This is a genomic window from Alloalcanivorax dieselolei B5, assembly GCF_000300005.1.
GTDB lineage: Bacteria > Pseudomonadota > Gammaproteobacteria > Pseudomonadales > Alcanivoracaceae > Alloalcanivorax > Alloalcanivorax dieselolei.
The window spans coordinates 171906-189422 of the sequence record NC_018691.1 but is presented as its reverse complement, the minus strand read 5'-3'; the positions used below and the strand labels follow the sequence as shown (position 1 = coordinate 189422).

The window sequence follows — 17517 nt, the reverse complement described above, 5'->3', positions numbered from 1 at the left end:
TTCCTCGAGAGCCGGGAGTGCGAAGTGAAAACCGGAGATAACGGTTAACGACCGGATTCAATGACCACGGTGGCGTTGCCCACGGTGGTGATTTCGCCGCGCTGATTGGTAATCCTGAGATCCAGGGTAACGGTGTCTCCATCAACGGCGGTCACTTCGCCTTCGGTGCTCAGTACGTCACCCACATAAGCCGCACGACGATTGCTGTAACTGAACGCCGTCAGAGTCCCGCTCTCGCCCAGCCATTCGTAGACCATTTGCGTCAACCAGTCACCTTGCAGTGGGCCATCGATCAGCAGTTGCGGATGCCCTTCGGCTTCCTGGGTGTAGGGCAGGTCATAGTGAATACGGTGAGGATTCCAGATGGCGGCGTTGTACAAGAACAGTTGAACGGTGTCCGCGCGCCAGGTCCGCCCCGTTAATTGCTCACCCACCTCGATACGGTTTGTCATCATCGCTGTCACCTTGCGATCCGGGTCAGACGTTCCGTGACCACCGGCTCGCCATCACGGGTTTCAAATCGGTTTTCGAATATCAGGAACAGCAGTGGCCCCTCGGATCCGGATTTCTCAAACACTTCGACGAGTTTCTGCCGGCATACCAGGACGTCCCCGACATACACCTTGCGGTGAATTTGATACTCACTGCCACCGGCCATGATGCGGTTCAGCGGCAGCGGCGGCATCAAACCGCTGTCCGGTTGCCGGCCGTCCGGCAGCAGGCGGTCCAGCGGTAGCACTGGCATCATCGCCGCGAACAGGTAAAGCAGCGGTGCCTCGTCACCATTGAGGTAACGCTCGAGCCGCTGGCCGGTGGCCACGGCGTACTTCTTCAGGTCACCGCGGGAGATTTCAAACTCGAAAGGCGGAAGCTCGGCGCCGACATGATTGTTGAGCTCCTCGGTAATCACGGTCATGGCATATCCCGGATTCATTGACGGAGACCGGGCGGCCAGGCCGCCCGTATCGGATCAGAGGCCGTGTTTGGAGACGTCCACTTTGGAGAAGATTTCATCCCAGTACAGGTCAACAAGCTGTTGTTCACTGTCCACGTCCTGGACCAGGCCGGCCCACTTCTCCAATAGTTCACGAAAATCCGTGATCATCTCCTCGCCCCGACTGACGTTGTAACGTTTCTGATAGTCCGTGGCGATGAAATCCATGTCCTTCTCGATAAAGGCGTTGGTTTTCGCCACCAGATCCTGGTCGGCATGATGAATCGAGACGCCGCGCTGCTCCGCTTCCGCCAGGATACGATCTTCGTGCTGGTGATAGATCCAGGGAATGCCAGCGGTGAACGCACTGGCGGCACGCAGCATCAGCGTTCTCTGTTGCGCAGACAGCGACTTCCAGGTATCGGCATTGATATTGGTCCCCGCCACCGGCATGGGCCCGCCCGGCACATCCATATTGATGTCGGTCACCACATCCGCGAGCCCGAAATTATGAATCTCCGGAGAAGCCAGTACGATGCAGCCCACGACGCCCTGGCTCAACGCTTCGTACATTTCATTGGCGGACATGGTCACCGGTGAGGCACCTACCGCTTCGGTCCAGCGGGACCAGTTGGCGGCGCCGACTCTAAGTCGCATGCCATTGAGGTCCGCGGCACTTTCCACGGGCCGGTTGCATACCAACCCATAGGAGGAGCCGCCGGTGCTGCCGGTGTACACCTGATTTTGTTTGGCGAATTCCTGATTGCATTCCGGGCAATGGAAGAAGGTAAACTCGGAGAGCGCGCCCATGAACACCATGCCTTCCTTGCCGCGCACCTTGTCACCCAGCAAGCCCAGCAACATCGACGACTCCACCGCCACGTTGCTGTGCGGAAACTCGGCGGGAAAATAGGACGTCAGGACAAAACCGATATCCGCCATGCCGTCCCGCAGACCGCCGGAGGTCTCGGCGAAGTTCAGCAAAGACATGGGAAAGACCCGGACTTTCAAATCACCATCGGATAGTTCGCTGACGGATTCCGCGTATTGTTTTGCCACGTCCACGACGAACGAACTGGGAGGATGGCCAATGGCATAACGCAACGTTCTTGCCTCGGCGGAGAGCGCAGCCACCCCGCTGAGTATGGCCAATGCCATAATCATCAAGCGTTTCATAGTGTGGTCACCTTTGTTATTTAATAGTTGATGGAAACGGCGTCAGATGACCCCGTTTTTTTTCAGGAACTCGAATTCTTCATCGTCCTTGCCAAGCCAATCCCGATAGATCCGTTCGTTGTGTTCGCCCAATTCCGGCGCCATCGCGTTCTTCTCGCGGGTACCGCCGGACAGCTTCACCGGATTGCCGAACACCTGAAAATCCACGCCCCGGTATTGCACTGGAATCACCATGTCGCGTAACCGCACATGAGGATCCGCCACCACTTCGTCGATGCTCTTGATTGGCGACAACGGGAAGCGCGCACCGGTCATCTTTTCCAGTTCCGCCTTGGTATGACGGCCGCACCATTGTTCCACCAGTGGTTTCACCCGACGCTCATAGACGTCCGGATCAAAACGCCTGGCCATGGTGTTGATCTCAGGGTCATCGAGGAGATGTTCGTCACCGAACACGATGCAGGCCTCACGCCAGAATTTATCGGTGTAGGCGCCGAAGAACACATAGCCGTCCTTGCAAGCGTAACGGCCGTAGGGCTTGACGAAAGGATGTCCGTTGCCTTCGGGAACCGTGACCTTGCCGGAGGCGGTGTAAGTCACCAGGGCGTTCTCGGTAAGCGAGATAATGGAGTCCTGCTGGGAAATGTCCACGCATTGCCCGATGCCGGTTTTCTCCGCCTGACGTAATGCCCCCAGGGTGCCAATGGCGCCGTACAGGGCCGCGCTCAGATCACCGAGCACGGTGCCCACCCGCATTGGCTCTTCCACCGTGCCGTTCATGGACCACAGTCCGCCGGTGGCCTGGGCACTGCTGTCGAACGCCGGCCGTGGCGAGTTCGGTCCGGTCTGTCCGAACCCGCTGATACAGGTGAGAACAATGGCGGGATTGGTCTCGGCCAGAACGCCGTAGCCCAATCCCAGTTTATCGAGCGTGCCGGGCCGGAAGTTCTCGATGACGATGTGGGCCCTGGCCACCATTTGCAGAAAGGTCTCGCGGCCTTCCGCTTTCTTCAGATCCAGACTCACCGCCATTTTGTTGCGGTTGTACTGAGCGAAGAAGCCGCTGATCGCCGCGCCATCCTGATCCTGCAAGGGCGGGAATTCCCGCGTCAGGTCCGGATCCAGGGGATGCTCGATCTTGATCACCGTCGCCCCCATGTCGGCCAGTAGCATGGCGCAGTATGGGCCGGCCACAACCCGGGTCAGATCGAGGATGACAATGCCCTTGAGCGGACCTTCTGATGTGGCGGGAATATCGGTTTGATGGGTCATGGGACCTCCTCGTCTTGTTGTCATTCTGATGCTCGCTGGCGGCGCCGCTCATCGGCGCCACCAGCGAGCCGATCATAGACGCTGTCTCACTCGCTTTGCCGTTTCTCTTTCAACAAGGATTCCGCGTGATCGGCGCGCACGTCCCGGGCGCTGACCATGCGCTCCACCACGTAAGCGACCTCGTCGCCACGAGCGCCGGCCGACAGCGCAATATTGCGGGCGTGCAGGGCCATATGGCCGCGCTGAATGCCTTCCGTCGCCAACGCGCGCAGCGCTCCCAGGTTCTGCGCCAGCCCCACGGCCACCGCCACTTCCGCCAACTCCTGGGCACTGGATACGCCCATAATCTTCAGCGCCAGCCGCGCCAGCGGGTGTGTTTTGGTGGCGCCGCCCACCAACCCCACCGGCATGGGCATTTCAATGGTGCCCACCAGGGCGCCGTCCCGATCTTTTTCCCAGGTGGAGAGGGAGCCGTAATGGCCATCGCGACAGGCATAGGCATGGGCACCCGCTTCCACCGCGCGCCAGTCATTACCGGTGGCGACGATCAAAGGGTCGATGCCATTCATGATGCCTTTGTTGTGGGTGGCCGCCCGGTACGGATCCACGGCGGCGAACGCGTAGGCGTCGATAATACGCTCGATTACATCCTCGCCTTTGTAGTCCGCGCTATCCAGATGCTCCGGAGCAATGCGCACCTGGGCACGGGAGAGCCGCAAATCGGCCAGGTTGGAGAGAATCCGCAGCCGCACCGTGCCGCCGGTGATCTCTTCCATCAAAGGTGCCACGGCCTCGGCCATGGTGTTGACGGTATTAGCCCCCATGGCGTCCCGCACGTCGACCAACAGGTGGGCCACCACCATCGGTCCGCGCGGACTGTCGGCGAAGGTATGGATGTCCAGGTCGCGGCAGCCGCCACCGAGCTGGTTGAGAAGCTGATCCTTGCTGTTGGCCAGATCGAGGATGCGCTGCTTGTGACGCAGCAGGCTGAGACGGGCATTGGCCGGATCGGAAACACCGATGATCTGGATCTGCGCGCGCATCAGCGGCGTACTGGAGGACGTCAGAAACCCGCCCGCCGGACGCGCCAGCTTTGCCATGAAGGACGCCGCCGCCACCACCGAGGGCTCTTCCACCGCCAGGGGCACCAGTACCTCCTTGCCGTTAACCAGAAAATTCCCGGCAACCGCCAAAGGCAGCTCGAACTTGGCGATGACGTTCTCAATCATGCCATCGGCGATTTCCAACGGCAGAGCTCCGGCGTTGCGCAGCAGATCCAGTTCCTCATCGGACAGGGCCAGCTGGGATTGCAGATGATCCAATCGCTCGGCGGGGGAGAGATTACGAAAACCGGGAAGCAAAGAACTGTAGCTCACTGGTCACCTCTGTGACGTCGTTGTTGTTAGGTGGGCGGCGTTGGGTTGGCGGAGCCGGATACGCCGGATTGACCGTTACGATAGCTTCACCTGTACCCATCAAAAAGGTACAGTTACGGCAAACAGTCTCCCCCAACCCCGTACAACAACAACGGAATTTCCCGTGGCCTTTCCCCTACATCGCCAAACGCTGGCTCAGCGGGTCGCCGCCAGCATCGCCGAGCAGATCGCCGAAGGCGCGCTGCGCCAGGGCGACAAGCTGCCCTCCCTGCGCGAGTACACTCGCCTGCATGGCCATTCCAAGAACACCGTGATCACCGCCTACGAGTACCTCGCCGCGGAGGGGCTTATCGAGGCCAGACACGGCAAGGGCTTTTTTGTCTGCGCGCCGCCGGAGAACGACGACGATACCGGTCCCGAACCACCGCCTTATGCACGCGCTCTGGACACTATCTGGATGATGCGTCAGCAGTTCGTGCGCGAGCCTGGGCATTCCCATTTGGGCGAAGGGTTTCCGCCGGTGGAGTGGCTGATGGATATGCGCCTGGACAAGTTCAGCCGCCAGGTGGTGCGCAGCGGCGTGGCCACGTTGTTCCGTTACGGCGACCGGCTGGGCAATATCAATTTGCGGCAGCAGCTGGTCAGAAAGCTGGCCGGCTACGGCATCAGCACCACCACGGCGCAAATCGCCACGACCTTCGGCGCCAACCACGGCATGGACCTGGTGATCCGGCGGTTCGTCAAACCCGGAGACCCTGTGCTGGTGGAAAGCCCGGGGTATTACCCGCTGTTCGGCAAACTGCAGCTTCAGGGCGCGCGCATGCTGCCGGTTACCCGCCAGGTGGACGGGCCCGACACCGAACAGCTGGCCCGGCTGCTGGCCCGTGAAAAGCCGCGCCTGTTTTTCATGCAGTCCGCCGGCCACAACCCCACCGGTACCGATCTTTCCACCGCCAAGGCGGAACGGATTCTGGCGTTGGCCAGACGCCATAATCTGATCGTGGTGGAAAACGATGCCATGGCGGACTTCAAACTCAGTTCCTGCACAAAACTGGCTGCCTTGGATCAACTCAAACGCACCCTTTATATCGGCAGCTTTTCCAAACCGGTTTCAGCGGCACTGCGAGTCGGCTTCGTCGCCGGTGATGAAGGACTGGTCAGTGAACTGGCGGACGTAAAAATGCTGTTGCACACCAGCAGTGCCGAGTATTCGGAGAGGCTGGTCAATATTATCTTGCGCGAAGGTCACTACCTGAGGCACCTGGCGCGTCTGCAGAAGCGGCTCAGGGAAGCCACCGAACGGGGCCTGGCGGTGCTCGATGAGCTCGGCGCGGAAGTGTTTCACCGCCCGGATCAGAGCCTCTATGTCTGGGCCCGCTTCCCCGGTATCGACGACGCCAATGAACTGACCCGGCACTGTCTGGACAAAGGGGTGATGCTGGCACCGGGCTCGATCTTTTCCGTCGACAGAACAAAAATCGTGCCCTGGACCCGCCTCAACGTGGCTTACCTGGACGACCCGGCGTTCCGGGCCGCCCTGCTCGACGGCCTGTAGTCGCTAAAACCGCACGACGTTCCTTCACGCCGGTCAATCGAAGTTCTTCAGCGCCACCGCCAGCACCGCGAAGGTATCCCCCATGGCAACCTTGGCCGGATGGCGGCGGCCGATCAGAATGCCGCTCACTGGCGCCCGGTATTCCACCGGCGCGGCGCCGGTGCGTTCCATGCTGTAGACCCGGGCCATTACATCACCGGCGCGGATTTCATCTCCAAGGCCGACGCAAAACTCCAGCAAACCGGCGTGCTCGCTTTGCAGATAGTGGTCGTTATCGGGGATCTCCAGCATTCTGCTGGCGGGCACCGGCGGGTGCGGCTCTCCGGCCAGGACGCCGGCATAACGAAGGACGTTCTCGACACCCCGCTCCGCCAGCGCCACGCTCTCCGGTGTGGACGTGCCGCCACCACGCAGTTCGGTGCTGATAAAGACCTTGCCCTGATTCTCGACCACGGTGTCGAACAGCGCCGCTCCCTCCAGCTCCGCCATCAACAGCGTATTGGGCGCGCCGAAGGCAAGGGCGCCTTCCAGACAACGGCGGGCCAGGTCCTGGTCCGGCAGCCGGTGGGTGGCGGCGAACGGCAGCAGATCCAGGGTGCGGCCGCCGGAATGGATATCCAGCACCACGTCACTCAACGGCACCAGATAACGGGTGAAGTAATCGGCGATGCGCTCGGTCAGCGTACCGCACGGGTCACCGGGGAAGGCGCGGTTGAGATTGCCTTTGTCGATGGGTGAGGTACGGGTGCCGTTCAGCGCCGCCGGATGGTTCATCATCGGCACGATGATGACACGGCCGGTGATGTCCCCGGCCCGCAGCCGGTTGGCCAGCTTGATCAGGGCGGTAATCCCCTCGTACTCGTCGCCGTGATTGCCTCCGGTGAGCAGCACCGTGGGGCCCGTGCCATTGCGCACCACGGCGATGGGGATCATCAGACTGCCCCAGGCGGAGTCATCATGGGAGTGCGGCAGCTTGAGAAATCCATGCTGCACACCGTCACGGTGGTAGTCCACGGTAGCGCTGATCGGGCTATCTGGCAGATACGACATAGGCTCTCCTCGTGCCGGGCGCCCATGACGGACCACCGACTTTGCTCCTATAATGCCCGTTTTCGCGGCAAGTCCGGCAGGGGTTCCCGTTGCCTCCGACCCTACCCGCGTCCCGAGAAACAGGAATATACGTTATGGCCGACATTGGCACCCTGTACATCGTTTCCGCACCTTCCGGCGCCGGCAAGACTTCTCTGGTGGCGGCACTGGTGGAAAAGCTGCCGCGTCTGAGGATTTCCATTTCCCACACCACCCGCGACCGCCGCGACGGCGAAACCGATGGTGTGAACTACCACTTCATCAAACGCGAATCGTTCGTAAGGCTGGTGGAGCAGGGCCGGTTCCTGGAACACGCCGAAGTGTTCGGCAACCTCTATGGCACCAGCGCCGACTGGGTTTCCGGCACCCTGCGTAACGGCGAAGACGTGATTCTGGAGATCGACTGGCAGGGCGCCGCCCAGGTCCGCCGGCAAATGCCCGAGGCGATCAGCATCTTCATTCTGCCGCCGTGCCTGAAGACCCTGGAGCAGCGCCTGCGCAGCCGCGCTTCCGATGACGACGAGGTGATCCGCAAGCGCCTGGCCGGGGCCCGGGAGGAGATGAGCCACTATGGCGAATTCGATTATCTGGTGGTCAACGATAACTTCGAACGCGCCCTGCATGAACTGGCCGCCATCGTCGAAGCCCGCCGTCTGACCACCCATCGCCAGGCGGTGCGTCAGGCGGCGGTACTGGCGGACTTGTTGTCCGATAGCGAAACCCGGTAAAATCCCCGCCCTTATGTCTGGTCGATTGAGACCAACCGGAGGAGAACACCGTGGCCCGTGTAACTGTAGAAGATTGCCTGGAAAAGCTGGACAACCGCTTTGAGCTGGTACTGGTATCCAGCCGGCGCGCCCGTCAGCTGCAGACCGGCGGCAAAGAGCCGCGGGTGGCCTGGGAGAACGACAAGCCCACCGTGGTGGCCCTGCGCGAGATCGCCGATGGTCACGTGACCGGCGAGAGCCTGGACGCCGCCGCCCTGGAACACGACAGCGAGGTCGATGACCTGGCGCTATTGACCCGTTCCTTCGGCGAATAACGCCGCCGCTCCGGCCGGGCACGGACCCGGCCGCGCCCTTCTCTTCGCCCCTGTCTTTGCCCGCTTTTTCATAGTCTCAGCCTATCAAGGCAAAAAACTTTGCCTTTTCAATGACTCACGGCAATAACGTAGACAAATTGTCGCGGCAAACCTTAAGCTAGGACTGTATACCGCATACCGCGAGATCAGCGCGGATGCATGAAGCGTCCTTTGCATACATGGATTCGCCCTGGCGGCGTGATGAGAGCCCTTGTCCACCATCCATAACCTGGAAAAACGTTTGCGCAGCTACCTGACGGACGAGCAGATCGCCCCGGTAGTGCGCGCCTACTATTTCGCCGAGACCGCCCACGAGGGCCAGTATCGACGGACCGGGGACCCGTACATCACGCATCCGCTGGCGGTGGCCAACATTCTCACCGATATGCATATGGACCACGCCTCTCTGATGGCGGCCATGCTGCACGACGTGATCGAGGACACCGGCGTCTCCAAGGAGCAGCTGGCGACGGAGTTCAGCGAGGAAGTGGCGGAGCTGGTCGACGGCGTCTCCAAAATCACCCAGATCAAGTTCGAATCCAAGGCGGAGCAACAGGCGGAGAACCTGCGCAAGATGATCCTGGCGATGACGCGGGACATCCGCGTGGTCCTGGTGAAGCTCGCCGACCGCCTGCATAACATGCGCACGCTGCATGTTATGAATCCCGACAAGCGACGCCGCATCGCCACCGAAACCCTGGAGATCTACGCACCGATCGCCTTTCGCCTGGGCATGTACAACATGCGCGTGGAGTACGAGGATCTGGCCTTCCACGCCATCCATCCGATGCGGGCCCGGCTGATCGGCCAGGCCGTGCGCTCCGCCCGGGGCAACCGCAAGGAAATCCTCTCGTCGATCAAGACCAGCATCGAACACTGCCTACAGCAGGAAGGTATCGAGGCCCGGGTGCTGGGGCGCGAGAAGCACCTTTACAGCATCTACAACAAGATGAAGGAGCAGCACAAACCGTTCTCGGAAATCATGGACGTGTTTGGCTTCCGCATCATCGTCGACCGCGTGGACACCTGCTACCGGGTGCTCGGCGCGGTGCACAACTATTTCATTCCCATTCCGGGCCGGTTCAAGGATTACGTAGCCATTCCCAAGGCCAACGGCTACCAGTCCCTGCATACCACTCTGAAGGCCCACTCCGGGATTCCGCTGGAAATCCAGATCCGCACCGAGGAAATGGAAGCGATGGCCAACAATGGCATCGCCGCCCACTGGCTGTACAAGACCGAGGAGAAGCCCGGCTCGCCGACCCACACCCGGGCCCAATCCTGGATGCAGAGGCTGCTGGAGATGCAGCAGAAGGCCGGCAACTCGATGGAGTTCATCGAGAACGTCAAAGTCGACCTGTTCCCCGACGAAGCCTACGTGTTCACCCCCAAAGGCGACATCAAGGAACTCCCCGCCGGCGCCACGCCAGTGGACTTCGCCTACGCGGTGCACACCAAGGTGGGCACCCGCTGCGTGGCGGCCCGGGTGGACGGCAAGCTGGCGGCGCTGTCCACGCCGCTGGAGTCCGGGCAAACGGTGAAGATCATCACCGCCCCCAACGCCACCCCCAATCCGGCCTGGCTCAACTTTGTCGTCACCGGCAAGGCCCGTTCCAACATTCGCCACTTTCTCAAGCAGCAGCGCCGGGAAGACGCCCGCGAACTGGGACAGAGACTCTTGGACAAAGCCCTGGCGGCCTACGAAAGCAGCCTCGAGCATCTGCCCGAAGCGGCGATCCGCGCCGAGCTGGACAGCAACGACCAGGGCAATCTGGATGAGCTGCTGGAAGATATCGGCATGGGCAACCGGCTGGCGCCGCTGGTGGCGCGCAAAATGATGGGCAACCACGGCGAGGCCCGACACGAGGATGATCGCCGGCCATTGGCGATCAGCGGCAGCGAGGGTCTGATTGTCGCCTACGCCAAATGCTGCTACCCGCTACCGGGCGACACCATCCTGGGGCATCTCAGTGCCGGGCGCGGCATTGTAGTGCACCGGGACACATGCAAGAACCTGCTGGCGGAGATGCGCAACGCACCGGAGAAATGCATCGCCCTGAGCTGGGAGCGGCAGGCGGAGCAGGAATTCACCGCCGGCCTGCGCATCGAACTGGTCAACAAACGCGGTGTCCTCGCCACTCTGGCCAACAGCGTCACCGAGCTGGGTTCCAACATCGATACCATCGAGATGTCCGATAAGGACCCCACGTTATCCCTTCTCAATGTCACCCTCACGGTGAAGGATCGAATCCACCTGGCGCGCATTATCAAACGCCTGCGTGTGCTGGATAACATCGTTCGCATTCACCGTCTCTAAGCCCCGACGACAACCTCGACCCAGTTTGGGTATATTTTTTGCTTAACCCTTCCCATGCAGATGGAATGGAAGGGCTTCCCCATGATTGCAGCACAATGGCCAAAGACGGCCACTCTCTTCACCGTGTTCGGCCTGTTCCTGTGCGCCTCCGCCCAGGCCTTCAAACCAGAAACCATCTCGGTAAAGCCGGCCATCGACCCCGGCTCCAACGTGCTGGTGAATCAAGCGGAATGGGCCGGCGCCAGTAAAATTCATGTCTATGGGCAACAGGACCTGAGTTATAAAGGGTCGGTGTCGGTGGGGCTGACCAGCCAGATCCTGCTTGGCCGCGACCAAAAAACGCTGTACACGCTCTCCGATTACATGAAACGGCTGACCCGTGGCCCGGTGGAAAGCGTGATCGAGGAATACGATATCGCCACCCTCAGTCTCAAGCGCGAGATCGTCATTCCCAATAAGGCGGTCAAGGCCATTGGCATGGCCCAGCTGCTGGAACAGAGCGCCGACGGACGCTACCTCTATGTGCAGAACGCGACTCCGGCCACCTCGGTCACCGTGGTGGATCTGCAAGCTGGAGAAGCCGTGCTCGAGGTGCCCACTCCAGGCTGCTACGGCGTCTTTCCCGCACCACGGGACAATCGTTTCTCCACCCTGTGCGGCGCCGGTGATCTGAAAACCTACAGCGTCAACGGCGACCAGTATGACACCACGTCGATATCGTTATTCAGCCCCGAGCAGGACCCTTTGTACGTTCAGGCCCAACGCACCGCTGATGGCCGGCTGGTGTTCCTCTCCTTTAACGGCACGCTCTATCTGGTCGATGACGGTGACGCCACCGCCAAGCTGCTGGGCACCGTGCCATTGACCAAGGGTGTGAACGGTGATTGGGCACCGGGCGGTTATGTGGTGATGGCCTATAGCCCCGCCACCAACATGATGTTCGTGCTGATGCACCCGGACGCTTACGAGGGCAGCCATAAGGATCCTTCGGAGGAAATCTGGAGCGTGGACATGAAAAGCGCAAAGGTGATCGGCCGCAGCCACGCCGAAGGATTGATCGCCCTGGCCGTCAGCCAAGGTCAGGAACCCGTGCTGTTCGGCACCACCGATGAAGACGAAACCATCGAGCGTTTCGCTTTGCTGGACAACACCAAGTTTGTGTTCAAGGCGGCGGGCAGCGACGACAAATCCGGCTGGGCATCGTCCCTGCTGACCGTGGGAGAGTGATCATGGCGGCACTACTTACCAATACTTTATCCTTGTTTATGTTGTTCATCTTCCTGCGCGCGCTGTTGCACAAGGTGTCCGACTTTACGGAATTCCAGGGCTTTGTCGCCGACTACCGGCTTCTGCCGCACACCCTGGTGACACCGGCTTCCGTGCTGTTACTGGTGCTGGAAGCTCTGATAGTGATCGGCCTGCTGTTCAATCCCAGCCGTGCCTTTGCTCTCTATCTGGCCGCTGCCCTGCTGTCGCTTTATGCCGCAGCCATGGGAGTCAATCTGCTGCGCGGCCGCACTCGTGTGGAATGCGGCTGCGGGGGCATCCCACAACCGCTGCACCACTCGCTGGTACTACGCAACGCGATCCTGGTGATCGCCGCCCTGACCGCCGTCGCCTGGCTGCAACCACTCAGTGGGCTGGACCAGGCGGCGGTGGTATTTCCCGCCGCGCTGGTGACCCTGTTGCTGTTCGTGTTGTTGGAGCAAATCAACAGCAATCGTCTGCGGATTCCACCGCCTTCCCGGCTTTCATGAGGGTCTGATCATGACGCTGATCTACTTCTTACTGGCCTTTCTAACGCTAGCCGTTCTGACACTGGGGGTGGCGTTCCTGGCACTGGCCAGACAGACCGGCATCTTGTTCGAACGTATCGCGCCGATGGGGGCGCTGATGAACGATTCCGGGCCCAAGGTTGGTGATACCTCACCCGCCTTCTCGCTGACCAGTCTCACCGGCGGCGCGGTGGAAGTGGGACAGCACCGGGAAAAAGCGCAGCTTCTGTTTTTCCTCTCACCGACGTGCCCGATCTGCAAGAAGCTGCTGCCGGTACTCAAGTCCATCAAGGACAGCGAGAGACGCTGGCTCGACATCACCCTGGCCAGTGACGGCGAGCCGGAGCGCCACCAGCGCTTCATTCATACCGCGGCCCTGGGAGAATTCGACTACGTGCTTTCCACCGAACTGGGTTTGGCTTATCGAGTCTCCCGGCTCCCGTTCGCGGTGGTGATCGGCCGCACCGGCGTGGTCAGCGCCAAAGGGCTGGTGAATAACCGCGAGCAGCTGGAAAGTCTGTTCAATGCCCACGACATGGACGTGGAATCGATCCAGGGCTACCTGGAAAAGACGCAGCCGTGAGCGGCTCGAAGATCGCGTAAAGGAGACAGTGTGATGAAAGCGTTATTCGATTTGCTGTTAGGGAAAATGGATGGCGGCGCGGAATCGTTCAGCCGGCGCGTGGCCCAACGGGTCAGTCGACGGAGCTTCATCAGTAAAATGGGCATGGCCTTCGTCGGCGGCTCACTGTTGCCGGTACTACCCTACAATCAAAGCAACCGGGCCTGGGCCGATGCCATCCTCGACGGCCAGGACGACGACCCCAACGAATGCGAGTACTGGCGCTATTGCGCCCTCGACGGCAATCTCTGCAACGACTGCGGCGGCTCTCTGACCAGTTGTCCGCCGGGCTCCGAAGCGTCCAAGGTGGCCTGGGTCGGCACCTGCCACAACCCCAATGACGGCCGCGATTACCTGGTCTCCTATAACGACTGCTGCGGGCGGGCCGAGTGCAACGGCACCTTCTGCGTGACCAGTGAGCGGGAACGTCCCGGCTATCAGATGGGTGTGCACAATGACATCAACTGGTGCATGGCCAACACCTCTCAAGGGTATCACTGCACCGTGGCCATGCTGGTTGGGGTATTGGACGATCAGGGCTGACACCGGCGCATGCGCATCATCTTTACTATGCTGATGGCACTGGGCGGGCTGATCATCCCACCGGCCCAGGCCGACCCGCGTAACGACTTTCTGCTGCATTGCAGCGGCTGCCATCGCCCCGACGGTGCCGGCACCGAGGTGGGCGGTATTCCTGATTTTCGCGGCTATGTCTCCTCCTTCCTGATGACGCCGGAGGGGCGCCACTACATTCTTCAGGTGCCCGGCGTGATCGGCTCCGGACTCAGCGACCGGCGCCTCACCGAGGTGATGAACTACGTTCTCACCACCTGGGGCCAGCCGGAGCACATCGAAGCCAGCGGCCTGCTCAGCGAACAAGAAGTGCGCACACTCCGCGCCGATGTCCTGGAGGACGTTGTCGGGTACCGGCGCGAGGTGGTCAAGGCATTACGTGAGCGGGGGCTGCCCGTAGCCACCTACCCCTGGCCCTGATTTCCCCCGTCAGAATTTTTTCACCGCCATCATCGAATTGCGTGGCCTTCGCCGTGCGGGCATTCGGGCCTTTGCCGGACCGGAGGCAACGCCATGGCTCAAACGTTACGAACGGCGCAACACTTCTTGAACTTCTTGCCGCTGCCGCATGGGCAAGGGTCATTGCGGCCGGGTTTCAGGGGCCGTATCTCATGTTCCCCGTTCAGATAGAACCAACGACCCGACTCGGCCACAAACCGGGAGCGCTCCTCCAGTACCACGAAACCATCCGCCTCTCTTGCCACCGCATGAAAGTGCACCCAGCCCTGATCACCCTGTACGCCACTGCCCAACACCCTCAGAGCGCACCACTGCTCACCGTCGTCCAGCGTCAACGACGCCGGCCGGGTAGCCGGATGCCAGGACGCCTTTGCGTAGGCGGTGTCATTGAGGACGAAAGCGCTGTAGCGGGAGCGCATCAAGGCTTCCGGCGTCGGTGCCGGCTCGCCCTGGTGGAAAGGCTGGCAGCAGCGCGAGTACTCGAGGCCGGATTGGCAGGGACAAGGCGACATGGGGTAGCGAACCGGAATTGCGGCGATAAGAGACACATTATAATGGATCCGCACCCCCGATGGGGACGCCACGGTCTATTGCGTACCCTGGCCCCCCGTGCCAGCATAGCTTCTTCCTGCGCGTCACCGGGCAATCGGGGGCGCCGTCATTCACACTCAAGTACTGAACTACCATGTCCAATCGTTCCGTAATCAATACCGACCGGGCGCCGGCGGCCATCGGCACCTATTCCCAGGCCATCAAGGCCGGTTCCACGGTGTACCTGTCCGGCCAGATTCCGCTGGACCCCACCACCATGACGTTGGTGGAAGGCGACATGGAAGCCCAGATCCGCCGTGTGTTCGACAATCTGGCGGCGGTCTGCGAAGCCGCTGGCGGCGGCCTGCAGGACATCGTCAAACTCAATATCTTCCTTACCGACCTCAGCCATTTCGCTTTGGTCAATGAGGTCATGGCCAGTTACTTCCAGCAGCCCTACCCCGCCCGCGCCGCCATCGGCGTGGCCGCCCTGCCGAAAGGTGCCGGGGTGGAAATGGACGGCATCATGGATATCGCCTGATCGATTTAGAGGCAACATTCCCGCACCGCTTTTAATCAGGGGCATCTTACCGGATGCCCCTTTCCAGTTCCGCCGCACCGGCTTGTACCGTGATTAGTTTTCCCCCGCCCGCTCCCATCTCGTTGATAAACGGCACCTGCGGTTTTTTCGAAACCGGAATCCACTTTTAAAACAAAATCTTACCTACTCCTCAGTTTGTTCTCCCTGACGCTGTCCAGAAAATGGCATCTCTATTGCCTTATTCGTCTGGTCCTCCTGGGACGCTTGCCGTTATCAGTTAAAGGGGAAAAACAGCATGAGCATCAGCATGTCGCCCTTGTCATCCAAGGGTGCGGGAGCACTTTATCTTTTCATCTCTTTGATTCTTAGTGGTTGTGGTGGCGACAGCTCCTCCGACAACCCACCTCCGGTAGCCAACACCGAACCGGATCCGATCACCAACACGGTGGCCGCCGATGCCGCCGCCACCGGCGCCCATGGCGTGTCGGAGAATGAATACCAGTTCGGCCGCATGACCGTCGTGGACAACAAGAATGGCGACAGCTACGAAACCGATATTCACGGTTATATTCAGTACCCCGAGGACGAAGCCGGCCCGTTCCCGGTGGTGCTGTTCCTGCATGGCCGCCATGGCACCTGTTACGACGGCCGCGGCATCGACGATGACGACTGCGATAACCCGATTCCCAGCTATCGTGGTTACCAGTACATCTCCGAAAATCTGGCCAGCCACGGCTACGCGGTCATTTCCGTGGACGCCAATGACATTAACGACCATGACAGCAGCCCAAGCAACGGCGACACCGGTGCCCTGGCGCGAGCCATGCTGGTGGTCCGCCATCTGGATGAGTTTCGCACCATCAATCAGTCCGGCGGTAACGGCCTGGACAACCTGACGGGCAAGCTGGACATGAGCCGGATCGGCATCATGGGGCACTCCCGTGGCGGCGAGGGGGTCAATCAGACCGTGCTGTACAACCGCGCTCAACCCGAGCCTCACAACATCACGGCGGTGTTCGCCCTGGCCCCCACCGATTACAACACTCAGACCGTCAGCAACGTGACCTTCCTGTCCCTGGCCGGGTATTGCGACGGCGACGTGGAAGATCTGATGGGCAACTTCGCCTACGACACCAGCCGCTACGCCGTGGACAACGACCCCTACGCCAAATTCCAACTGATTCCGATGGGCGCCAACCACAACTATTACAATACCGTCTGGACCACCGATACCCGCCCGGATGACTGGACCATCCTGGACGGTGACGGCGATGATCCCTGGTGTGGCGAGAACGCCGCCGACAACGGCCGCGACACGCCGGAGATGCAGCAAGCCCACGGGCTGTTTTTCATCGCCTCCTTCTTCCGCTACTTCATCGGCGGCGAGGAGGCGTTCGGCGCCTACTGGAATGGCCAGACGCCGGTGCCGGAAACGCTCTGCCCGGCCGGCGAGACTTCCTGCGACGACCGCTTCCTGCTCAGCGTCCACGCCCCCGCCGGGCAACGACTGATCATCGACGACACCCTGGATCCCGCCAGCCTGACCACCAACAATCTCGGGGGCGCGGTTTTGTTCGACGGCTTCTCCAGATTCGGCATCTGCCAGACCAACGGCCGCCCCGGCGAGGGCTGTGACGTGGCCACGCCGACCTTCAATATCGCCGAGCAACTGTTCATGGTCTGGGACACCGCCGCCACCTACCGCTCGGAGCTGCTGGGTACCGACGCCACGGACTATCAGGTGTTATCGGTACGCGTGGGCATTTCCCACGGCGACACTGACAATACGGACGGTCAGGACTTCCAGGTGGTGCTTGAGGACATGGACGGCAACCGCGCCGCCGTGGTCGCCAGCGATTACAGCGACGGGCTGTTCTATCCGCCGGGTCACACCTTCTATGACGATGCCAATCACGGCTCGCAAAAAACCACCCTGAACGCCGTCGATATCCCGTTGACGGCCTTCGAGGGCGTGGACTTCACCAACCTCAACGCGGTGGAGCTGGTGTTCGACCAAACCGCCGCCGGCACCGTTCAGATCACCGATCTGGCGATGCAACGCGTGGATTTCTAACTTAAAGCCGGTTCGCGGAGGGGGTGCTCAGCCGCCCCCTTCACGTCGATCCCGACCCGCCGCTTGTGATTCGGCGACGCTTTGCGATGCAGATCCCACCTCCTCCCTTTCACAGGTTGACGTCACCGTGACCGCCTCTCAT

Annotated in this window: 18 protein-coding genes; 11 read left to right on the top strand and 7 right to left on the bottom strand. The window is 60.9% G+C overall.

Going from position 1 to position 17517, the window contains the following annotated elements; genetic code table 11:
• Positions 1–44: 44 nt before the first annotated feature.
• The 5 genes from B5T_RS00865 to B5T_RS00845 form a co-directional block, all read right to left on the bottom strand.
• On the bottom strand, positions 45–455 hold the full coding sequence (locus B5T_RS00865; protein WP_014992543.1) for a hotdog family protein: 411 nt from the start codon (positions 453–455) through the stop codon (positions 45–47).
• A 5-nt stretch (positions 456–460) separates the two neighbouring features.
• Entirely contained in the window at positions 461–916 is a 456-nt protein-coding gene (locus B5T_RS00860; RefSeq protein ID WP_014992542.1) for an FAS1-like dehydratase domain-containing protein, read from the bottom strand.
• Positions 917–970: 54 nt separating this feature from the next.
• Complete coding sequence (locus tag B5T_RS00855; RefSeq protein WP_014992541.1) at positions 971–2110, bottom strand: C4-dicarboxylate TRAP transporter substrate-binding protein; 1140 nt, start codon at positions 2108–2110, stop codon at positions 971–973.
• Positions 2111–2152: 42 nt separating this feature from the next.
• Positions 2153–3382, bottom strand: coding sequence for a CaiB/BaiF CoA transferase family protein (locus B5T_RS00850; RefSeq protein ID WP_014992540.1), 1230 nt, complete (start codon positions 3380–3382; stop codon positions 2153–2155).
• Positions 3383–3468: 86 nt separating this feature from the next.
• On the bottom strand, positions 3469–4758 hold the full coding sequence (locus tag B5T_RS00845) for a hydroxymethylglutaryl-CoA reductase, degradative (protein WP_014992539.1): 1290 nt from the start codon (positions 4756–4758) through the stop codon (positions 3469–3471).
• A 163-nt stretch (positions 4759–4921) separates the two neighbouring features.
• On the opposite strand from B5T_RS00845, the gene B5T_RS00840 reads away from it, so the two are divergent.
• Positions 4922–6313 (top strand): aminotransferase-like domain-containing protein, encoded by a 1392-nt coding sequence (locus B5T_RS00840; protein WP_014992538.1) that lies wholly within the window; start codon positions 4922–4924, stop codon positions 6311–6313.
• A gap of 33 nt (positions 6314–6346) precedes the next feature.
• Here B5T_RS00840 and doeB read toward each other — a convergent pair whose 3' ends face one another.
• Positions 6347–7363: a N(2)-acetyl-L-2,4-diaminobutanoate deacetylase DoeB gene (doeB, locus tag B5T_RS00835; RefSeq protein WP_014992537.1), complete on the bottom strand. Its 1017-nt coding sequence runs from the start codon at positions 7361–7363 to the stop codon at positions 6347–6349.
• A 134-nt stretch (positions 7364–7497) separates the two neighbouring features.
• Between doeB and gmk the strand changes: the two genes are divergently transcribed.
• The 8 genes from gmk (at position 7498) to B5T_RS00795 (ending at position 14190) form a co-directional block, all read left to right on the top strand.
• Positions 7498–8130, top strand: a complete 633-nt coding sequence (gene gmk, locus B5T_RS00830) for a guanylate kinase (protein WP_014992536.1) — start codon at positions 7498–7500, stop codon at positions 8128–8130.
• Positions 8131–8180: 50 nt separating this feature from the next.
• Positions 8181–8444, top strand: a complete 264-nt coding sequence (gene rpoZ, locus B5T_RS00825; protein WP_014992535.1) for a DNA-directed RNA polymerase subunit omega — start codon at positions 8181–8183, stop codon at positions 8442–8444.
• Between the two features lie 250 nt (positions 8445–8694).
• A complete protein-coding gene (spoT, locus tag B5T_RS00820; RefSeq protein WP_014992534.1) occupies positions 8695–10800 on the top strand; it encodes a bifunctional GTP diphosphokinase/guanosine-3',5'-bis pyrophosphate 3'-pyrophosphohydrolase in 2106 nt (701 codons plus the stop codon).
• Between the two features lie 81 nt (positions 10801–10881).
• Positions 10882–12027 carry an amine dehydrogenase large subunit gene (locus tag B5T_RS00815; RefSeq protein ID WP_014992533.1) on the top strand — a complete coding sequence of 382 codons (1146 nt, stop codon included), beginning with the start codon at positions 10882–10884 and terminating at the stop codon, positions 12025–12027.
• Between the two features lie 2 nt (positions 12028–12029).
• Positions 12030–12557, top strand: a complete 528-nt coding sequence (locus B5T_RS00810; protein WP_014992532.1) for a MauE/DoxX family redox-associated membrane protein — start codon at positions 12030–12032, stop codon at positions 12555–12557.
• A gap of 10 nt (positions 12558–12567) precedes the next feature.
• Entirely contained in the window at positions 12568–13158 is a 591-nt protein-coding gene (locus B5T_RS00805; RefSeq protein WP_014992531.1) for a redoxin domain-containing protein, read from the top strand.
• Between the two features lie 33 nt (positions 13159–13191).
• On the top strand, positions 13192–13740 hold the full coding sequence (locus tag B5T_RS00800) for a methylamine dehydrogenase light chain (protein ID WP_014992530.1): 549 nt from the start codon (positions 13192–13194) through the stop codon (positions 13738–13740).
• Between the two features lie 9 nt (positions 13741–13749).
• Positions 13750–14190: a c-type cytochrome gene (locus B5T_RS00795; protein WP_014992529.1), complete on the top strand. Its 441-nt coding sequence runs from the start codon at positions 13750–13752 to the stop codon at positions 14188–14190.
• Between the two features lie 98 nt (positions 14191–14288).
• Here B5T_RS00795 and B5T_RS00790 read toward each other — a convergent pair whose 3' ends face one another.
• A complete protein-coding gene (locus B5T_RS00790; protein ID WP_308422526.1) occupies positions 14289–14777 on the bottom strand; it encodes a YchJ family protein in 489 nt (162 codons plus the stop codon).
• Positions 14778–14914: 137 nt separating this feature from the next.
• On the opposite strand from B5T_RS00790, the gene B5T_RS00785 reads away from it, so the two are divergent.
• A complete protein-coding gene (locus B5T_RS00785) occupies positions 14915–15301 on the top strand; it encodes a RidA family protein (protein ID WP_014992527.1) in 387 nt (128 codons plus the stop codon).
• A 295-nt stretch (positions 15302–15596) separates the two neighbouring features.
• Complete coding sequence (locus B5T_RS00780; protein WP_014992526.1) at positions 15597–17375, top strand: alpha/beta hydrolase family protein; 1779 nt, start codon at positions 15597–15599, stop codon at positions 17373–17375.
• Positions 17376–17517: the final 142 nt, after the last annotated feature.